Below are 18,074 nucleotides of genomic sequence, written 5' to 3' on the forward strand. Positions count from 1 at the left end.
AACAGGCGTACCGATAGAGTGACCGCTCGCGTCGCCTGCGTCAAGACTGCGCGTCCGGAACGATCCGCGCGTCGCGGCCGCGGACGCCCCCGGTGAGGGGGCGATCCGCAGCCGTCGTCACCGGTCGCGGATCTCCGAGACCAGCCATCGTCCGTCCGACTTCTCCATCCTCACCAGCAGCGGTGCGGCCGCACTTCCCTGGGCGATCCCGTCGCCGGTGGCGCTGACGTTGATGTAGGCGGCGACCTCGGCGCGGGTGTCGTCGAGCATCGTCACGCCGATGTGCTCGACCATCACCTCGGTGACCGTGCGGGTGTCGATCGCGGCCTTCTTGGTGACGTCCGCGGTCGAGTCGAACTCCTCGAGCCGCTCCGGGGTCAGCAACTCCCGGATCCGGCCGAAGTCCTCGTCGATGGTGCGGTAGTCGTAGCCGTGCATGGTCTCGATCGCGACCTTCGCGGCCTCGGTGACCTCGCGTGTCTCCGCGGTGTCGACCCACGCGACGTTCGAGATCTCGACGCCGGGGCGGAAGGCTGCGACCGTGGCGATCACCGCGAGCACCACCGCCACCGCACCGACGACGATCACCGGACGCCACCCACCGGAGGCACGCGACCTGCCGGCGTCACCGGCGGGAGGCTCGGGCGGATCAACCGGCTCGGCCGGAGACTCCGTCGGGTGCTCTGCGGGAGTTCCGTCGCCGGCCGCCGGGGCCGGCTTCTCCTGCTCCTCGTCCTGCTTGTCGAGCGTCACCTCGGAGGGTCGTGACTGCTCGGCAGAAGTTTCCTCGGCAGAGTTTTGCTCTGCCCGGGTCGGGCGTTCGTCCTCTGCAGGGGTCGCTCGAGGCGGTCGGGACGTGCCGGCGACCTTCGGCCGACGGCGCGGGGGCCCACTGGGGCCGGTCTTCCGTCGCTGCGGGGGCACTACACGTTCTCCTTCGTCGACTTGCCGAACATCACGGGCCCGCCTCGCCCTCGGGCGCGGGCGCCCCGGAACCCTCGGGCGCGGGCGCCCCGGAACCCTCGGGCGCGGGCGCCCCGTCCGGTGCGGGCTGCGCGCCGGGATCGGGAGCCGGAGCACCGGGGACCGGTCCCGACTCCATCTCGACGGAGGCGAGCGGTTCGATGGTCTCGGCCTTCCACACGTCACCGTCCTTGCGCAGCGACACGAGCACCGGGACCTTGTTGGTCACGAAGTACTCGGGAGTCTGGGTGCGCACGGCCAGGACGACGAGCGCCTTGCCCAGGTCGTCGTCGGTGTTGAGTTCGGTGAGCGTTCCGAACAGCACCTCGGCCGACATGCTGGTGCCGGTCTCCGCGACCCGGGCCCGGATGTCCTCTTCGGTCGCCGCGAGATCGTTGCGCAGGGCGTCGCCGGTGATCGACGACCGCATGTTCTCGATCGACAGGTCGACGTCGTTCGCGTCGACGCTGTTCAGGTTGACGGCCGCCTGCATGGCTCCCGAGAGCGCGGCGTCCCGCGCCTCGGCAGCCGAACGGTCCACCAGGAGCGCGCGCCCCCAGCCGTAGCCGAACCACACCGCCGCCGCGAGGGCGACGACGGCGAGCACCGAGACGACGGCGAGGGCCGCCCTGCGTGCCCCGCCCGGCCCCCGCCCGTCCGCGGACGAGTTGCCGTCGGCGGAGGGGGGCGGGGTGGGCGGAGCGTCGGAGGAAATTGGTGCACTCACTCCACAAACCTACTAACTGCTCACTTCGGGGTGACTCCGAGCAACGGCGCGAGCTGCGTCGCGATCGGATTCAGGTTGAGCTTGTCGGGGTCCTTCTTCGGCTTGAAATCCCAGGGCTGGATCGTGTTCGGATCGGCGAAGACGATGCGGTTCGCGCTGCGCACGCCGGTGACACTGCCCTGCGGCACCTCGCACGAGGCGTTCGTGTTGAACGGGAAGTCCTGCTGGGTCTCGTCGAAGTTCGGATCCTGCGCGCGCATCTGCGCGAGGATCTCCTGCGTCCCCTCGTACCCGATGGTGCACGAAGGCGGATTGTTGGTCTCGAGCACGATGCCCTGACGCACCGCGCCGTCGCCCGGAGCGACCGTACTCGCACTGCCCGCGACGGCGGGAAGGAAGGCCAGGAGCGGCTGCAGAGCGATCGACTGCGGGGCTGCTGCTTCCGCCACCGCCGCGAGGTTGGCGAGGTCGGTGGTCAGGCCCGGGCCGGAGCCCTCGATCAGCTGGGAGAGCTGGTCGCTCGCGTCGGTGCCGGTGTCGATCAGGCGCCGCAGGTCGGGGTCGCTGTCGCGGAGCTGCGCGGTCACCAGATCCAGATCCGAGCTGAACTGCTGGATCGCCGACGACTGGGCGGACTGCGTGTCGAGCACCGTGAGGCTGTCGCGGATGAGCGTAACGGTCTGCGGCAGGTATTCGGTGCCCTTCTCGCTGAGACCGGCGAGCGCGTCGACGAGCACCTGCAGGTCGTCGCCGCGGCCGTCGAAGGCCGCGCCGAGCTCGGTGACGACGGTGCGCAGCGGCTCGAGCGGAACCGAGTACACGAGGTCGTTCGTGCTCAACAGCAGGTCTTCGACCGGCGTGGGCAGATCGTCCTCGGTGCCCTCGATGACGGAGCCCTGTTCGAGATAGGGGCCCTCGTCGTTCGGCGGCTGCAGATCGACGTACTGCTCACCGATCGCCGACCGGTTCGCCACGACGGGACGCGCCGACGCCGGGATCTGCGGTCCGCCGTTGTCGAGGCGCAGTTCGACGTTGATTCCGTCGTCCGTGAGGCTGAGCGCCCCGACTCGACCGACGGGCACCCCACGGTAGGTGACCTCGGCGTTCGGGAAGATGCCACCGCCGGTGGGGAACCGCGCGTCGACGGTGTACTGGCCGAAGCCCATGAGGTTGTCGAGCCGCACGTACCGGGCACCGACGAACACGATGCCGAGCAGGGCGATGACCACGAACAGCGCGAGCTGCACTTTCACCAGGCGCGATCTCACTGCCCACCCCCGAGTCCGAGCTGATTCGGCCCGTCGGGGGCTCGTCCTCCGGAGGCGTGAGCTGCACGAACTTCTCACCGAGCAGACTCGACTGTTCGACGCTCGCGAGCGCGTTCGCCGGCAGGTCGACGCTCGAGTCGAGCACGATGCCGACGTCGGCGGTCCACCCGAAATCGGATGCGACCGAGATCGATTCGACGCGCCCGACCGGCACACCGTCGACCTTCACGCTCGACTGCGGAACCAGGTCGAGCACGTCGTCGAACTGGATGGACAGACGGATCGGATCGCTACCCACGTCGGCGCCGCCGGGCAACGGGACGTCGGACAGACCTCCGCACCCCGTGACCGTCACCGCGACCACGCACGCGGCCGCTCCGAAGACACCTGTGCGGCCCATCCTCTTCGCGCCGCTCACCGATCTCCTCCCCGGAGGTCGAGCCGAGGCGAGACCACGCCGGGCACCGTGCCCGGGGTGACCTGCCGCTGGATGTTCTCACCGCTCAGGACACCGAACGGCAGGATCAGATCCGGGGACCGCTGGTCCTCGGTGATCTGCGTGGCGACGTCGCGGCACCGGTCGATCAGCGGCTGCATCTGCCGGCCGAGCTGCTCGAAACGCGCGTCGCCGGGCACGAGATTGCCGAGATCGATGAGCTTGCACACCGCTCCCGCAGGGTCCTGCAGGTCGGGCAGCACGAGCCGCGATGCGAGCACACCTGCTTCGGCGTCGTACGAGTTGACGAGGTTGCTCACCGCGAGCGGGAGCAGCGTCAGCGAATTCACGAGTTCCTGCCGGCGGTTAGCCAGGGTCTCCGTGATCGGCACGAGTGCGTCGACGTTGTCCTTCACGGCCGCCTGGTTGTCGCGCACGAACGTCGCGACGTCGCCGAGCGTGACCGACAGCGTGTTCAGCGCCTCACCGAGGTTCTGCCGCTCCCCCGCCAGGAATCCCGACAGGTCCGAGAGTTGCGCATTGAACTGGCGCACCTGCTCGTCGTTGGCCGCGAGAGCACTGACGAACACCTGTAGGTTCTCGATCGTGCCGTAGAGGTCGTCGCGCGACTGGTCGAGCGTGCGCGCGGCGGCCGACAGGTTCTCGATGCTCTGCCCGAGGGCCTCACCGTTGCCGGCGAGGTTCTCCGCACCGACTTCGACGAAGTCGGTCAGCGCGCCCTCGCGGTTCGCGCCGTCGGGACCGAGCGCGCGGGAGAGCTCGTCGATGCTCGCGTAGAGCTCGTCGACCTCCACAGGGGTGGCGGTGCGCTCGCGGTCGATCACCGCACCGCTGCTCATCGTGTCGCCACCGGTGTAGGCAGGGGTGAGCTGCACGTAACGGTCGGCGACGACCGACGGGGTGATCTGCACGGCGCGGGCGTCGGCCGGGATGTCGACGCCGCGGTTCACCCGCAGCCCGACCTTCACGAGGTCGCCCTGCGGTTCGACGGACGTCACCTTCCCCACCTCGACGCCCAGCACCCGGACGTCGGAGCCCTCGTAGATGCCCACGGCCTTGTCGAAATAGGCAGTGATCTCGGTGGTGCCCAGCCGGGTGAACATCCACCACCCCGCTCCGGCCAGGGCCACTGCGACCGCCACGACGGCCGCGATCAGCGCGATGCGCCCGCGATTGCTGCGGGACTCGCCGTTCTCGGCGTGTGCCATCAGTTGCCCCCTTCCAGGCGGCGACCGGGCTCGCGGTAACCGGGGATCTCCGGTAGGCCCGGCGGGGTCAGGTTCACGACGACCTGGTCGAACCACCGGCCGTTGCCGACGACGTTGGTGTAGACACGCACGAACGGCTCGTACAGCTCCATGGCCCGATCGAGGTTGTCGTTGTTTTCCTGGAGGACGTCGACGACGCCGCGCAACTGTTGCAGGGCGGGACCGATGGTCTCGCGGTTCTCCTCGACGAGCCCGGAGAGCTCGGCCGACAACCGCTTGGTGCCATCGAGCAACTGGGAGATCGCCTCCTGCCGATTGTTCAGTTCCGCGACGAGCAGCGCACCGTCGGAGAGCAACCGGTTGAACTCGGCGTTGCGGTCGGCGAGCACCTTCGAGACATTGCCGGTCGCGTCGAGGAGCTTCTTCAGCTCCTGGTCACGACTCGCGACGGTCTCGGACAGGCGGCTGATGCCGTCGAGCGAGGCCCGGATGTCGTCGGGTGTCTCCGAGAACGCCTCCGACAGGGTCTGGAAGCCGGTCGCGAGCTGCTCGGAATCGATCTCGCCGAGGGTCGTGGCCGCCGACGAGAACGCTTCGATCACGTCGTACGGCGCGACCGTCCGGTCGAGCGGGATCCGGTCGTCCGGGTCGAGCACCTCCGTACCCCGCGGCTCGAGTGCCAGATACTTCTGTCCGAGGATCGTCTTGATCTGGATGGAGGCCGCCGTGTCGTTCCCGACCCATGCGTCCTGGACCTTGAACGAGACGATCACGCGGTCGCCCTCGAGGTCGACTCCGGTGACCTTGCCGACCTTCACGCCGGCGATACGCACCTCGTTGGTGGGTTTGAGACCCGCGGCCTCGCTGAACTCGGCCTCGTAGGTCGCGCCCGCCCCGATAATGGGCAGTTCGTCGAGGAAAAAGGCGGACAGTGTCCCCAGCAGCACCACGACGATGCCCAGGGCACCGGCGGCGGCCGGACTGCGACGTTTGCTCATCGTCCCTGCAACTCCTGCATCCCCTCTTGCGAGCAACGCTTCGCCGCATTCGTGTAGATGGGTTGGTTCACGGTGGGCAGCCCCGTCGGCAGATTCAGATACGGGACCGAACCGGGACCTGCGATGATGTCGATACCGCACAGGTAGAACTGGAACCACGAACCGGAGCTGGCCACGCGCCCGAGCTTGTCGAGCTTGACCGGCAACGTCTCGAGGACGCGGTCGACCTCGTCGCGGTTCGCGTTGAGATTCGAAGTGACCTGTTCGAGCGCCGTGATCGACTGTGCGATCGACGGGCGGGTGGGCTCGAGGACGTCGGAGACCGCGTCGGTCAGCCCCGCCATCGACGCCACGGCCGAACCGACGGTCGCCCGGTCGGCCGACAACCCGCTGACGAGTGCCTGCGTGTTGACCAGCAGCGAATCGAGCTGCTCGTCGCGCTGGTCGATCGTGGCCAGGACGGTGTTGAGGTTGTCGATCACCGCACCGATCACGCGGTCCTTGTCGGCGATGGTGTTGGTCAGCGACGCGGTGCTGCGCACCAGATCGTCGATCGTTCCGGCCTCACCCTGGAAGACCTGGATGATCTGGAACGAGAGCTTGTTGACGTCGTCGGCGCTCAGCGTCTGGAACAACGGCCGGAAGCCGTCGAAGAGCGTCGTGAGGTTCACCGCCGGCTTCGTACGCTCGATCGGGATCGTATCGCCGCCCGTGATCTTCTCGCCCTGCGCGCCCTCACCCTGACCGAGCGCGATGTAACGCTGGCCGACGAGATTGCGGAACCGGATGGTCGCGGTGGCACCGGCCGGGAGCCAGTCGCGCTCCTCGAGCGAGAAGGTGACCCGCGCCTGCCGTTCGTCGAAGACCGAGATCTCCTCGACCTGCCCCACGCGGACACCCGCGATGCGGATGTCGTCGCCCTTGTTGAGTGAGGTGACGTCGGAAAAGATCGCGTGGAACTTCGTTCCTCCCCCACCGCCGACATTGGCGATGGTCGCGGCGAGGACACCGGTCGCGAGGACGGTGACCACGGCGAACACGATGAGTTTGATCAGGGGTGCTGCGAGACCTCTCACTGGAAGCTCACCTCCGTACCGCGGATCGCCGGAGCGCCGAGCCGGGTGGTCCAGGACGGGACCTCCTCGGGGTCGACACCGGTGGCCTGTCCGTAGATGACGTCGAGCGTGTCCTGTTCCAGACGCGAGCCGGCGTACGAGACGGGAGTCGCGCCGCCGTCCGAGGTGCCGATGATCTCACCGACGTCGTCGGGGACGCCGGATCCTGCCGGGGCAGGGAAGAAATCGATGGTCTCGGGGCCGGGATTACGCGACGGCACCTGGTACGAACCGTCGTTGATCGAACCGCCCGGATACTGCGGGAAGTTGCGGCCGGGCGCGGTCACGTCGTCGTAGCAGGCCGGTCCGCGATCGTCGAGCAGACGCGGTTCGTCCTGGTTCGGCAGGTAGCGGCCCTTCGGGTTCGTGAACTGGATGTTCGCGCGCACACCCGGGAACGGATCGTCGGCCGCGAGCAGATCGACGGCGGCCGGCTTCGCGTCGGCGAATCCCTCGAAGGTGCACGGGAAGGACGGCGAGTAACGGGCGAGCAGCTGCAGCGCCTCCTTCGAATCGGCGGACAGCGTGATGATCGAGTTCGAGTTCTGCTCGATGAAATCGGCCGTCTGCGACGACGCTCCCGTCGCGCTCGCAAGCAGCGTGCGGATCTGGTTCTGCTGTTCGACGACCGTGCCACCCGTCGTGCGCAGGTTGTTCAGCGCCTCGACGAGATCCGGTGCGGCCTCGGAGTAGGTCTGCGAGAAATCGGCGAGTCCGCGCAGATCCTCCTGCAGTGTGGGCAGTTCGCCGTTCACCTCGCGGAAGATCTGTTCGAGGTCGTCGACCGTCTGTCCCAGCTTCTCGCCGCGTCCGCTCAGTCCCTGGGCCAGGGCGCCGAGCGTGTTGGCGAGGTCCTGCGGCGGGACGGCTTCGAGGAGCGGGAGCAGCCCGTCGAGCACGTCGCCGAGTTCGACGGTGCGCTCGCTCGTGTCCTGCACCAGCACATCGCCGTTCGTGACGGGACGCCCCGGATCGTCGGGGATGATCAGCGAGACGTAGCGCTCACCGAAGAGGGTCTTCGGCAGCAGCTGTGCGGTGGCGTTGACCGGGATCAGTTCGGCCTTGTCGGGGTCGAGCGCAAGATGCGCGGTGACGTCGCCGCCTTCCGCGCTCGTTCCGCGGACCTCGCCGACGAGCACACCGCGTGCCTTGACGTCGGCGTTGAGCGGCAGGGCGTTGCCGATGCTGTCGGTGCGGAGGTCGACCTTCACGACCTTCGTGAACGTCTTGTTGTACATCGCGATCGTGACGTACAGGAACAGCGCCAGCACCACGAAGAAGATCAATCCCAGGGTGCGGCGACGCAAGGGCGAAGTGGTCGTGTCGCTCATCCGGCCACCCTCACCGTGGTCGTCGTGCCCCAGATCGCGAGGCTGAGGAAGAAGTCGAGGATCGCGATCGTCACGATCGCGGTACGTACCGCGCGGCCCACGGCCACCCCGACGCCGGCGGGACCGCCGCTGGCGTGGAAACCGTAGTAGCAGTGGATGAGGATGACCACGAACGCGAAGACCAGCACTTTCGCGAACGAATACAACACATCCTCCGGTGGGAGGAACAGATAGAAGTAGTGGTCGTACGAGCCGCTCGACTGGCCGTTGAACAGCGTGCTGATCGTGCGGGTCGCGAGATAGGCCGCGAGGAGACCGATGATGTACAGCGGGATCACGGCGACGAAGCCGGCGATCATCCGGGAGGTCACCAGGAACGGCAGCGACGGCACGGCCATCACCTCGAGGGCGTCGATCTCCTCGCTGATCCTCATGGCACCGAGCTGTGCCGTGAAGCCGCAGCCCACGGTCGCCGACAACGCGAGCGCCGCGACGATCGGGGCCAGTTCACGGGTGTTGACGTAGGCCGAGAGGAAGCCGGTGAGCACCGACGAGCCGAGCTGCTCGAGCGCGGCGTAACCCTGCAGACCCACGACGACGCCGGTGAAGCCGGACATCATCGCGATGACGCCGATGGTGCCACCGATCACGGCGAGTGCACCGCTGCCGAAGGTGACCTCGGCGAGCAACCGCAGGACTTCCTTGCGGTAGTGGGTGAGGGTTCGCGGGGTCCACGCGACGGCGCGCGCGTAGAAGGACATCTGGTCCCCCGCGCGGTCGAGCACGTTCAGCGGTGCGCGCACCGCTCGGCGACCCCGGAGAAGAACGAGATCTCCGCGGCCTCTGGAGACTGTCATCTGGTCAGGATCCCTTCGCAGGAACGATCTGCAGGTACACCATCGTCAGGATCAGGTTCGCGAAGAAGAGCAGCAGGAACGTGATGACGACAGTCTGGTTCACGGCCTCCCCCACGCCCTTCGGGCCTGCACCGGGGTGCAGCCCCTTGTAGGACGCGACGACGCCGGCGATCAACCCGAAGATCGCAGCCTTGAGTTCGGCGACGTAGAGGTCGGGTAGCTGCGCCAGGGCGGAGAAGGAGGCGAGGTAGGCGCCGGGGGTACCGCCCTGCAGCACCACGTTGAAGAAGTAGCCGCCGGCGATGCCGATCACGGAGACGAGCCCGTTGAGCAGGAGCGCGACGAGCACCATCGCCAGTACTCGCGGGACGACGAGGCGCTGGATGGGATTGATGCCCAGCACCTCCATCGCGTCGATCTCCTCGCGGATCGTCCGCGATCCGAGGTCGGCGGTGACCGCGGAGCCGGCGGCACCGGCGATCAGCAGAGCCGTCACGATCGGACTGCCCTGCTGGATGACCGCCAGGACGCTCGCGGCACCGGTGAACGATTCGGCGCCGAGCTGCTTGATCAGCGAGCCGGTCTGCAGCGACACGACGGCGCCGAACGGGATCGCGACGAGCGCCGTCGGAAGAATCGTGACACTGGCGATGAACCACGCCTGTTCGATGAATTCCCGGAACTGGAACGGTCGGCGGAAGGTGTTCCGCACGACGTCGACGAACAGTTCGACGATGTTGCCGGCCTGGGTGAGTGCGCCGTGAACCGGCCGCACGAGCGAGCTGCCCGCCCCCATCTACTCTCCTACTTCTCCAGCCTGCGGCTGTACCACTGCTGACGCTGTACCACTGCTGCGGCTGGTGCTACTGCTGGGCCTGCTGCTCGTATCTCTCTCCGGTATAGGCGGGAATGATCTGGGTGTCGTCGTCGGCATAGCCCCGGGCTGTGTGGGGCGCGCCGTTGTGATCGAGCGACTCGAGGATGGCGCTCTGGGCGGCCGGGGGCAGGTTGTGCAGGATCGACCGCACCCGCTCCTGCCGACGCGCCACCGCCTGCCGCTCCGGCATCCCCGGAGTCGCCTGCATCTGCGGCACGATCCCCTCGACGTCGTCCACACCACCGGCATGATGACCCGCCTCGACGAGCGCCTGCTCGTGCGCCATCGTCGCCTCGTCCTTCTCCTCCGACATCCCGATCGGACCGATCATCGTGCCGTTGAGGAACTGCTTGACCACCGGCTCATCCGAAGTCAGCAACACCTCACGCGGACCGAACATCACCAACTGCCGGCGGAACAACATCCCGATGTTGTCCGGCACCGTGCGCGCCAGATTGATGTTGTGCGACACGATCAGGATCGTCGCATCGATCTCCGCATTGATATCGATCAACGTCTGCGAAATATAGGTCGTGCGCACCGGATCGAGACCCGAATCCGGCTCGTCCACCAGAATGATCTCCGGATCCAACACCAACGCCCGCGCCAGACCGGCGCGCTTCCGCATCCCCCCGGAGATCTCCCCGGGCAACTTGTCCTCGGCGCCGAGCAGACCGACGAGCTCGAGCTTGCTCATCACGATCTGCCGGATCTCCGACTCGGACTTGCGGGTGTGCTCACGCAACGGGAAGGCGACATTGTCGTAGAGGTTCATCGACCCGAACAACGCACCGTCCTGGAACAGCACCCCGAACAACTTGCGGATCTCGTAGAGCTCCTTCGAGGAGCACTGCAGGATGTCGGTGCCGTCGATGACGATCGAGCCCTCCTCCGGGCGCAGCAGACCGATCAACGACTTGAGGAACACCGACTTACCGGTACCCGACGGCCCGAGCAACGCGGACACCTCACCGGCCGGCAACGTCAACGTCACGTCCTGCCAGATACGTTGCGAGCCGAAGGACTTGGTCAGTCCCTCGACGGAAACCTCGACTCCCACGATCACCCTCCGCTGTCCGATACCGTCGCCCCCGTGTGGGTTGGGCCACTCTATCGCATGGATAGTGGTATCTGGGCTCTTCGCAGTTAGCAGTGGCATTGACGCCGACTGGGTGTGCTCCGCCGGGAGCGGCGGGTGCAGGCCCACCGTACCCTGCGTCGCTGGTTGTCGGGGTTGCGGAATCCGAATGCGATCCGCCCGACGTGCTTGACGATTCGGTTGTAGCCCTCGCTGCGCGCGTTGGACAGGCCCGTCTGGATGGCCCGGACGATGGGGTCCTGCCAGGTCTCGACGGTGCGGGCCAGCGCGGTGACCTCGGGCACCGAGCAGGCCGCACAGAACTTGTAGAACCGATACAACGCGGCCCGGATCTCGTGCCGCAGCCCGCCGCGGGCGGTGCACGCGAGCAGGTCCCGCAGCAGCTCCTTGGCGATCCAGGCGGCGGCGATCTCCTCGCTGGGGTCGGCGGCGAGCAGCTTGGTGAACAGCTCGGTGCGCTGCTCGGCGGTGAGAGTCTCGGCGCCGCGCAGCAGCCGGCGACGGTTGATCCATTCGACATCGGACTTGCGGCCGCGCCGACCGCGGTGGGTCTGGGTGACCCGCCGGCGCACCGCATCGACGACTTCGTTGGCCTTCTTGACCAGGTGGAACCGGTCGACCACCAATTCGGCGTGCGGCAGCGCCTCACGTACCGCCTTGGCGTAGACCGACGACAGGTCGATAGTGATGTGGGTGATCTGCCGTCGCCACTGCTCGTCGCGTGCGTCGAGCCAGTCGATCACCGTCGCCGCGCTGCGGCCGTTGACCTGGGCGAGCAGGCCCTGATCGCCGCCGATGTCGACCAGGCCGGTGTCCCACCGGTCCACCCACCGCCGGGTTCCGGTGACCGGGTCGGTCTCCCACTTCGCCTTGCCGCGGCGGGTCTCGTCGATACCGAGGACGGTCACCGGCCCGGGCTCGTCGTCGAGGACGGTGTCGGCGACGGTGACGACCCGATCGTGGACGGTGTGCCAGCCGCACCGGTACTCGGCGGCGACGGCGGCCACCGAGCGGTCGTCGTCGAGGACGGCCGCGGCCATCATCGTCTTCGCCCGCGGGGTGACCCTGCTGCGGGGAGGGATGCCGGGCACGGACTCGGTGAACACCTTCCGATCGCATGAGGTGTTGGTGCACAACCACTTCCGCTTGTCCCATTCGAGTCGGGGGCGGTCGGGGCCGACCTGCACGTCGCGGGGACGGGTGGTCACCCAGCCCTTCGACCGTGTCGATTTCTGCCCGCACTGCGGGCACACCCCGACCCACCGGGGGTCGGTGCCGAGCCGGACGATCCGGCTGCCGTCGTCGAGGCGCCGCACCGATTCGACGACGACGCCGTCGAGATCGAGCAGCAGTGAACCACTACTGTGGAGCATGCCCGCGTTCCTTGCTGGTCTGGTTGCCTGAAGAACACCCAGCTCACAAGGGCGCGGGCCCTTTTTCAATCACCGACACGGCACGGGGTCGGACAACATCACGCCCCTACGAAGTGCGAAGAGCCGGTATCTGTGACACGCGATCCTACTCATGAGTAAGGACGTTGTACAAGGGGGTACGCGTATCTCGACTTACGCCGTGACCTGCATGAACACGGCGTAGATGTCGATTTCTGCCGATAACGGACATATCACTCGACATTCATGCCCGAAATGCAGAAGGGCCGTTTCCGCGAAATGAATTCGCGGAAACGGCCCTGTGCGGAACCGTTCCGGAGAGCGTCGGAACGCTCGACGGAAAGTTCGGAAACCGTCTTACTTGACGGTGACCTTGGCGCCGGCCTCTTCGAGCTTGGCCTTGGCAGCGTCGGCAGCATCCTTGGCGACCTTCTCGAGGATCGGCTTCGGAGCACCCTCGACGAGGTCCTTGGCTTCCTTCAGGCCCAGGCCGGAGACGATCTCGCGAACAACCTTGATGACCTGGATCTTCTTATCGCCGGCACCCTCGAGGATGACGTCGAACTCGTCCTGCTCGGACTCGGCCTCGGCAGCAGCGGCCGGAGCACCGGCGGCAGCGACGGCAACCGGAGCAGCAGCGGTGACCTCGAAGGTCTCCTCGAATGCCTTGACGAACTCCGAGAGCTCGAGCAGGGTCAGTTCCTTGAACGCGTCGAGCAGCTCTTCGGTGGTGAGCTTCGCCATGGTGGCGGTCCTTCCTGATAAGTCCCATGTCGCTGATCCGCGACCGGATGGGATGGTGCGTGCCGGAGCACGCGTGGATGTATCTTTCGCGGTGATGCAGATTCGCAGTGATGCGGATCAGCGTCAGGCGGCTTCTTCGCCCGCCTTCTTCTCCTGCAGAGCGGCCGCGAGGCGGGCCACCTGCGAAGCGGGGGCGTTGAACAGGCCTGCGGCCTTTGCCAAGTTGCCCTTCATCGCGCCGGCGAGCTTGGCCAACAGCACCTCGCGGGACTCGAGGTCCGCGATCTGGTTGACCTGCTCCACGGACAGCGCAGCGCCGTCCATGTAGCCGCCCTTGATGACGAGAGCCTTGTTGTCCTTCGCGAAGTTCTTCAGAGCCTTCGCAGCATCCACCGCTTCGCCCTTGACGAACGCGATGGCGGTCGGACCGACGAACAGATCGTCGAGACCCTCGACGCCCGCCTCAGCGGCGGCACGCTTGACCAGGGTGTTCTTGGCGACGGAGTAGGTGGCACCCTCTCCGAGAGCGCGACGCAGCTCGGTCAGACTTCCCACCGACAGACCACGATATTCCGTGATCACGGCAGCGGTGGAGGTCTTGAACTGCTCGGTGATCTCCGCAACTGCGGAAACCTTCTCGGGCTTTGCCATACTTCGCCTCCTCTCAGTAACAGTCGTTTTCCCGGTGTCCCGAGTGGGACGCCCCACCGGACGACCGCCGGGACCGGAAAACGACGAACGCCCCGGCGCAGGGCACACGGGGCATACAAGGAGGAGGAACTCGAATGCACCCGGAAGGCACATCGCGGTTCACATCTCCCCTAACCTCGTCCTCCTGCGTGGGCCGCCGGACAACTCCGGACCTTCAACCGATCCGCACGCGGATTCGGTGACCAACGGTCTTGGGTAGAACATGATCGGGGTGAAGATCGGCGCACGCCGAACTACCCCACCACTGTAGCGGACGATGTGCACGAGATGCAAAACGGCCGGCACAGCGATGCTGTACCGGCCGCTTCAGGACGCACATCCACTGCGTGCAGTGCGAATTACTCCGCGGTCTCGAGGAGGTTGCGGGTGCGCTGCGGATCCACCGGGATGCCCGGGCCGGTGGTCGTAGCGATCGTGACCTTCTTGATGTAGCGGCCCTTCGCGCTGGACGGCTTGGCGCGGAGCACCTCGTCCAGAGCAGCAGCGTAGTTCTCGACCAGCTTGGTCTCGTCGAACGAGGCCTTGCCGATCACGAAGTGCAGGTTGGCGTTCTTGTCGACGCGGAAGCTGATCTTGCCACCCTTGATGTCGGTGACGGCCTTCGCGACGTCCGGGGTGACCGTGCCCGTCTTCGGGTTCGGCATCAGACCACGGGGACCGAGGACGCGGGCGATACGACCGACCTTCGCCATCTGGTCGGGGGTCGCGATCGCGGCGTCGAAGTCCAGCCAGCCGCCCTGGATGCGCTCGATCAGATCCTCGGCGCCCACGACGTCGGCACCTGCGGCCTCGGCCTCGGCAGCCTTCTCGCCCACCGCGAAGACGATGACGCGAGCGGTCTTACCCGTGCCGTGCGGCAGGTTGACCGTGCCGCGCACCATCTGGTCCGCCTTGCGGGGATCCACACCGAGTCGCATGGCGACCTCGACGGTGGCGTCGAAGTTCTTCGAGCTGGTCTCCTTCGCGAGCTTCGCAGCTGCGAGGGGGCTGTACAGGTTGTCCGAGTCGATCTTCTCGGCCGCGGCGAGGTATGCCTTGCTGCGCTTTGCCATGTTCTTTCCTAACTTCTCACCGGCAGGTGAATGGTTCGGGCGTGGTAGCGGGCCTGGCCGGCCCTCCCACGAGTGCTATGCAAGCCCGGGGACGGAGCCCCGGAACAGCGAGGGGCTCAGCCCTCGACCGTGATGCCCATCGACCGAGCGGTGCCGGCGATGATCTTCGCGGCAGCCTCGATGTCGTTGGCGTTCAGGTCTTCCTGCTTGGTCTTGGCGATCTCGCGCACCTGATCCATGGTCACCTTGGCGACCTTGGTCTTGTGCGGCTCGCCGGAGCCCTTCTGCACGCCTGCGGCCTTGAGCAGGAGCTTCGCGGCCGGCGGAGTCTTCAGCTTGAAGTCGAACGAACGGTCCTCGTAGACCGTGATCTCGACCGGCACGACGTTGCCACGCTGCGACTCGGTCGCCGCGTTGTACGCCTTGCAGAACTCCATGATGTTGACGCCGTGCTGACCCAGCGCGGGGCCGACCGGCGGAGCCGGGTTGGCCTGGCCGGCCTGGATCTGGAGCTTGATGAGCCCGGCGATCTTCTTCTTCTTGGGGGGCATCTCTATTCCTAGTTTCGTGCTCGGTGTGGTTCTTGCGTACTGCTACTGCAAGCTTGTGCGCGCCGGATGCCGGCGCCGTCGGATCCTGGGGATCGTCAGATCTTCGACACCTGGTTGAACGACAACTCCACGGGAGTCTCACGGCCGAAGATCGACACCAGGACCTTGAGCTTCTGCTGCTCGGCGTTGACCTCGCTGATGGAGGCGGGCAGCGTCGCGAACGGGCCGTCCATCACGGTGACCGACTCGCCGACCTCGAAGTCCACCTCGATGGCGGGCTTCGCAGCGGCGGCGGGAGCCTGCTCGCCTGCGGTCGAAGCACCGGCCGCCGGCTTCTTCTTCGCCTGCTGCGGGAGGAGGAACTTCACGACCTCCTTGATCGTCAGCGGCGACGGACGCGACGTGGCTCCGACGAAGCCGGTCACGCCGGGGGTGTTCCGGACGGCGCCCCACGACTCGTCGTTGAGTTCCATCCGGACGAGGATGTAGCCGGGCAGGACCTTGCGGTTGACCTGCTTGCGCTGACCGTTCTTGATCTCGGTGACCTCTTCGGTCGGCACCTCGACCTGGAAGATGTACTCGGTGAGGTCGAGGTTCTGGACGCGGGTCTCGAGGTTGGTCTTGACCTTGTTCTCGTAGCCGGCGTAGGAGTGCACGACGTACCAGTCGCCGGGCTCGCGCCGCAGTTGCTTCTCGAGGGCCTCGGCCGGGTCGACCTCGTCCTCTTCGGCGGCGGCGTCGTCGGTGCCCTCCGCTGCGTCGGAGACCTCGACATCGGTCTCGGCATCGGTGCCGGACTCGACAGCAGCGTCGGACTCGGAGACCTCGGTGTCCGCATCCGCCGACTCGGCCGTCACGTCGTCAACCAAGGCCTCGTCCGAAACGTGCTCCTCGGCCGAAGCCTCGTACGAGTCGTTCTCGGGGGTGCTCACCGGGCACTTTCCTCTCGTCGATCACATTTTTCGTCTCGCGCGGACAGGCGCTAACCGAACAACCAGCTGACGCCCTGTACGAACGCCAGATCCAATCCGAAGATGAACGCCGTCATGACGGTCACGAACGCAAGGACCACGAGCGTGTAGGTGGTCAACTGCTTGCGGTTGGGCCAGATCACCTTGCGGAGCTCGGCGATGACCTCACGGAAGAAGCGCACGAGTCGCTTGAAGATGTTCTCGGACTTCGCGGCGGGACGATCGCTCACGGCCGTGGCCGAACGCGACGTCTTCTTCATGGACACCGCACTCGTCGTGGATGCCGAGGGATCGGCTGCACCACGACGGGTAGCCCGCTTGCCGGTCGGCCGAGCAGCCGCGGAAGAACCGTCGGGGGTCGCGCCGGTAGCCGTTCCAGCGTCGCCGGGATTGTTCCCTGCGGTGCCGCTGTGGCGCTGACCGCGCTCCTCGCTCACATCGTTCCTCTCGGTCGCTGGCAGTCCGGGGGCAGGGGCGACAGGACTTGAACCTGCAACCTGCGGTTTTGGAGACCGCTGCTCTGCCAATTGAGCTACGCCCCTCTGGTCGGACATCCACACTCGTACGAAGCGAGTGTCCGGAACCGACCCATCTGCGACCACATGACACGCGCGCTACCCCGTCGGGCCGTTACGGCCTTCGTAGAGCAGCGCGCTGCTATGCGATCCCAGAAGCCTAAGTGTACTGCATTGCCCCGGGACAAACCCAATCCGCTCGGCCGTCAGGCCAAACGGACCGTTGCCGTGGCGCGACCGAAGATCTTACGACCGTCGGACTTCGCCACGATAGCGACCACTGCTGTCTTGCTCTCCGCGTCCACCGACTTGATCTTGCCGGTGAACTCGATCTCGGCGGCCTCGTCGGCCTCTACGTATACCGGACTGGTGAACCGAACGTTGTATTCGGTCACCGCGCCGGGGTCTCCCAGCCACTCCGTGACGAAGCCGGCCGCGATGCCCATCGAGAGCATGCCGTGCCCGACGACATCGCGCAAGCCGGCCAGTTCGGCCACCCTGTCGCTCCAGTGGATCGGGTTGGGATCACCCGACACACCTGCATAGTTGACCAGATTTCCGCGCGTGAGCGTGACGACCTTCGACGGAAGCTCGTCCCCTACCGCGACATCCGCGAAGCTACGGAGTGTCACTGTGCATCACCACATCCTTGACCGCGTGCGCGATGTTGTCGTCGACCTCGCCACCGGAACGGGCGACGAGCGTCGTCCAGGAGGTGAGCACGAGATTGTCGTACTGATCCGTGATCACGTTCTTGGTGGTGATGATGTCGCTGCCGGCAGCTTGCCGGAAATCGTCGAGGTAGACGTCGCAGAACAGCCTGTCGCCGGCCTGGATCGGGCGGTGGTAGACCATCCGCTGGTCGGTCTGCATGATCTGGCTCAGGTCGTAGCCGGTGACGACCTCTTCGAACAGCTTGCGCTGCGCGATCATGCCGACGATCGAGACGAAGGTCAGCGGCGCGATCACTCCGTCATATCCCAGCCCCCGGGCTGCGTCGTCGTCGTGATGGGCCGGATGCGAATCGCGCACGGCACGGGCGTACTCGCGGATCTTCTCGCGACCGACCTCGTAGTAGTCGCCCACCCGGTAGTGGTGACCGACCATGGACTTGGCGTGCGCGGCGGCATCGAACGGGATCCCGGCCTGTTCGGTCGCGTCCACCGATTCCTGGTTCTCGAGTATGTTCGTCATACGCAAAACCTCCGCAATTCCGACGACGCCAACTGGCACGGTCGG

General features: G+C 66.6%; 18 protein-coding genes, 1 tRNA gene and 2 pseudogenes. All 21 read right to left on the reverse strand.

The genetic code is table 11. The features are described 5' to 3' along the window. Positions 1–117: 117 nt before the first annotated feature. On the reverse strand, positions 118–753 hold the full coding sequence (locus tag BO226_RS14290) for a hypothetical protein (protein WP_198040555.1): 636 nt from the start codon (positions 751–753) through the stop codon (positions 118–120). Between the two features lie 202 nt (positions 754–955). Next, on the reverse strand, positions 956–1,570 hold the full coding sequence (locus BO226_RS14295) for a hypothetical protein (protein WP_024101678.1): 615 nt from the start codon (positions 1,568–1,570) through the stop codon (positions 956–958). Positions 1,571–1,710: 140 nt separating this feature from the next. Continuing rightward, on the reverse strand, positions 1,711–2,958 hold the full coding sequence (locus tag BO226_RS14300) for an MCE family protein (RefSeq protein ID WP_039958116.1): 1,248 nt from the start codon (positions 2,956–2,958) through the stop codon (positions 1,711–1,713). Between the two features lie 19 nt (positions 2,959–2,977). Further along, positions 2,978–3,358, reverse strand: a pseudogene (locus BO226_RS14305) (MlaD family protein); the annotation flags it as partial. A 14-nt stretch (positions 3,359–3,372) separates the two neighbouring features. After that, on the reverse strand, positions 3,373–4,623 hold the full coding sequence (locus tag BO226_RS14310; protein ID WP_071935513.1) for an MCE family protein: 1,251 nt from the start codon (positions 4,621–4,623) through the stop codon (positions 3,373–3,375). Continuing rightward, complete coding sequence (locus BO226_RS14315) at positions 4,623–5,621, reverse strand: MCE family protein (RefSeq protein WP_006552282.1); 999 nt, start codon at positions 5,619–5,621, stop codon at positions 4,623–4,625. The genes BO226_RS14310 and BO226_RS14315 overlap by 1 nt, the downstream gene beginning before the upstream one ends. Further along, positions 5,618–6,697 carry an MCE family protein gene (locus tag BO226_RS14320; RefSeq protein WP_024101683.1) on the reverse strand — a complete coding sequence of 360 codons (1,080 nt, stop codon included), beginning with the start codon at positions 6,695–6,697 and terminating at the stop codon, positions 5,618–5,620. The genes BO226_RS14315 and BO226_RS14320 overlap by 4 nt, the downstream gene beginning before the upstream one ends. Continuing rightward, complete coding sequence (locus BO226_RS14325) at positions 6,694–8,067, reverse strand: MCE family protein (RefSeq protein WP_006552284.1); 1,374 nt, start codon at positions 8,065–8,067, stop codon at positions 6,694–6,696. Before BO226_RS14325 ends, BO226_RS14320 begins: the two co-directional genes overlap by 4 nt. Further along, a complete protein-coding gene (locus BO226_RS14330) occupies positions 8,064–8,924 on the reverse strand; it encodes an MlaE family ABC transporter permease (RefSeq protein WP_024101684.1) in 861 nt (286 codons plus the stop codon). Before BO226_RS14330 ends, BO226_RS14325 begins: the two co-directional genes overlap by 4 nt. 4 nt (positions 8,925–8,928) lie before the next feature. Next, positions 8,929–9,720: an MlaE family ABC transporter permease gene (locus tag BO226_RS14335; protein ID WP_006552286.1), complete on the reverse strand. Its 792-nt coding sequence runs from the start codon at positions 9,718–9,720 to the stop codon at positions 8,929–8,931. A gap of 67 nt (positions 9,721–9,787) precedes the next feature. Then, complete coding sequence (locus BO226_RS14340) at positions 9,788–10,864, reverse strand: ABC transporter ATP-binding protein (protein WP_041803793.1); 1,077 nt, start codon at positions 10,862–10,864, stop codon at positions 9,788–9,790. 83 nt (positions 10,865–10,947) lie between these two features. After that, a pseudogene (locus BO226_RS14345) lies at positions 10,948–12,320 on the reverse strand (ISL3 family transposase). A gap of 328 nt (positions 12,321–12,648) precedes the next feature. Next, positions 12,649–13,035 carry a 50S ribosomal protein L7/L12 gene (gene rplL, locus BO226_RS14350; protein WP_003937621.1) on the reverse strand — a complete coding sequence of 129 codons (387 nt, stop codon included), beginning with the start codon at positions 13,033–13,035 and terminating at the stop codon, positions 12,649–12,651. A gap of 123 nt (positions 13,036–13,158) precedes the next feature. Next, complete coding sequence (gene rplJ, locus BO226_RS14355) at positions 13,159–13,686, reverse strand: 50S ribosomal protein L10 (protein ID WP_006552288.1); 528 nt, start codon at positions 13,684–13,686, stop codon at positions 13,159–13,161. Positions 13,687–14,084: 398 nt separating this feature from the next. Then, a complete protein-coding gene (gene rplA / locus BO226_RS14360) occupies positions 14,085–14,798 on the reverse strand; it encodes a 50S ribosomal protein L1 (RefSeq protein ID WP_039585374.1) in 714 nt (237 codons plus the stop codon). Positions 14,799–14,914: 116 nt separating this feature from the next. Then, complete coding sequence (rplK, locus tag BO226_RS14365) at positions 14,915–15,349, reverse strand: 50S ribosomal protein L11 (RefSeq protein WP_006552290.1); 435 nt, start codon at positions 15,347–15,349, stop codon at positions 14,915–14,917. A gap of 95 nt (positions 15,350–15,444) precedes the next feature. Next, the gene (gene nusG, locus BO226_RS14370; protein WP_006552291.1) at positions 15,445–16,281 is read right to left on the reverse strand and encodes a transcription termination/antitermination protein NusG; all 837 of its coding nucleotides are present in this window, start codon (positions 16,279–16,281) and stop codon (positions 15,445–15,447) included. Between the two features lie 50 nt (positions 16,282–16,331). Further along, positions 16,332–16,757, reverse strand: coding sequence for a preprotein translocase subunit SecE (gene secE, locus BO226_RS27075; RefSeq protein ID WP_156895215.1), 426 nt, complete (start codon positions 16,755–16,757; stop codon positions 16,332–16,334). Between the two features lie 32 nt (positions 16,758–16,789). After that, positions 16,790–16,862: transfer RNA gene (locus BO226_RS14380), tRNA-Trp, on the reverse strand. Between the two features lie 179 nt (positions 16,863–17,041). After that, positions 17,042–17,467 carry a (3R)-hydroxyacyl-ACP dehydratase subunit HadB gene (hadB, locus tag BO226_RS14385; RefSeq protein ID WP_071935514.1) on the reverse strand — a complete coding sequence of 142 codons (426 nt, stop codon included), beginning with the start codon at positions 17,465–17,467 and terminating at the stop codon, positions 17,042–17,044. Next, positions 17,454–18,029, reverse strand: a complete 576-nt coding sequence (gene hadA / locus BO226_RS14390; RefSeq protein ID WP_006552294.1) for a (3R)-hydroxyacyl-ACP dehydratase subunit HadA — start codon at positions 18,027–18,029, stop codon at positions 17,454–17,456. Before hadA ends, hadB begins: the two co-directional genes overlap by 14 nt. Positions 18,030–18,074 lie beyond the last annotated feature (45 nt).

The organism is Rhodococcus sp. 2G (assembly GCF_001886355.1).
Classification (GTDB): Bacteria; Actinomycetota; Actinomycetes; order Mycobacteriales; family Mycobacteriaceae; genus Rhodococcus; species Rhodococcus pyridinivorans.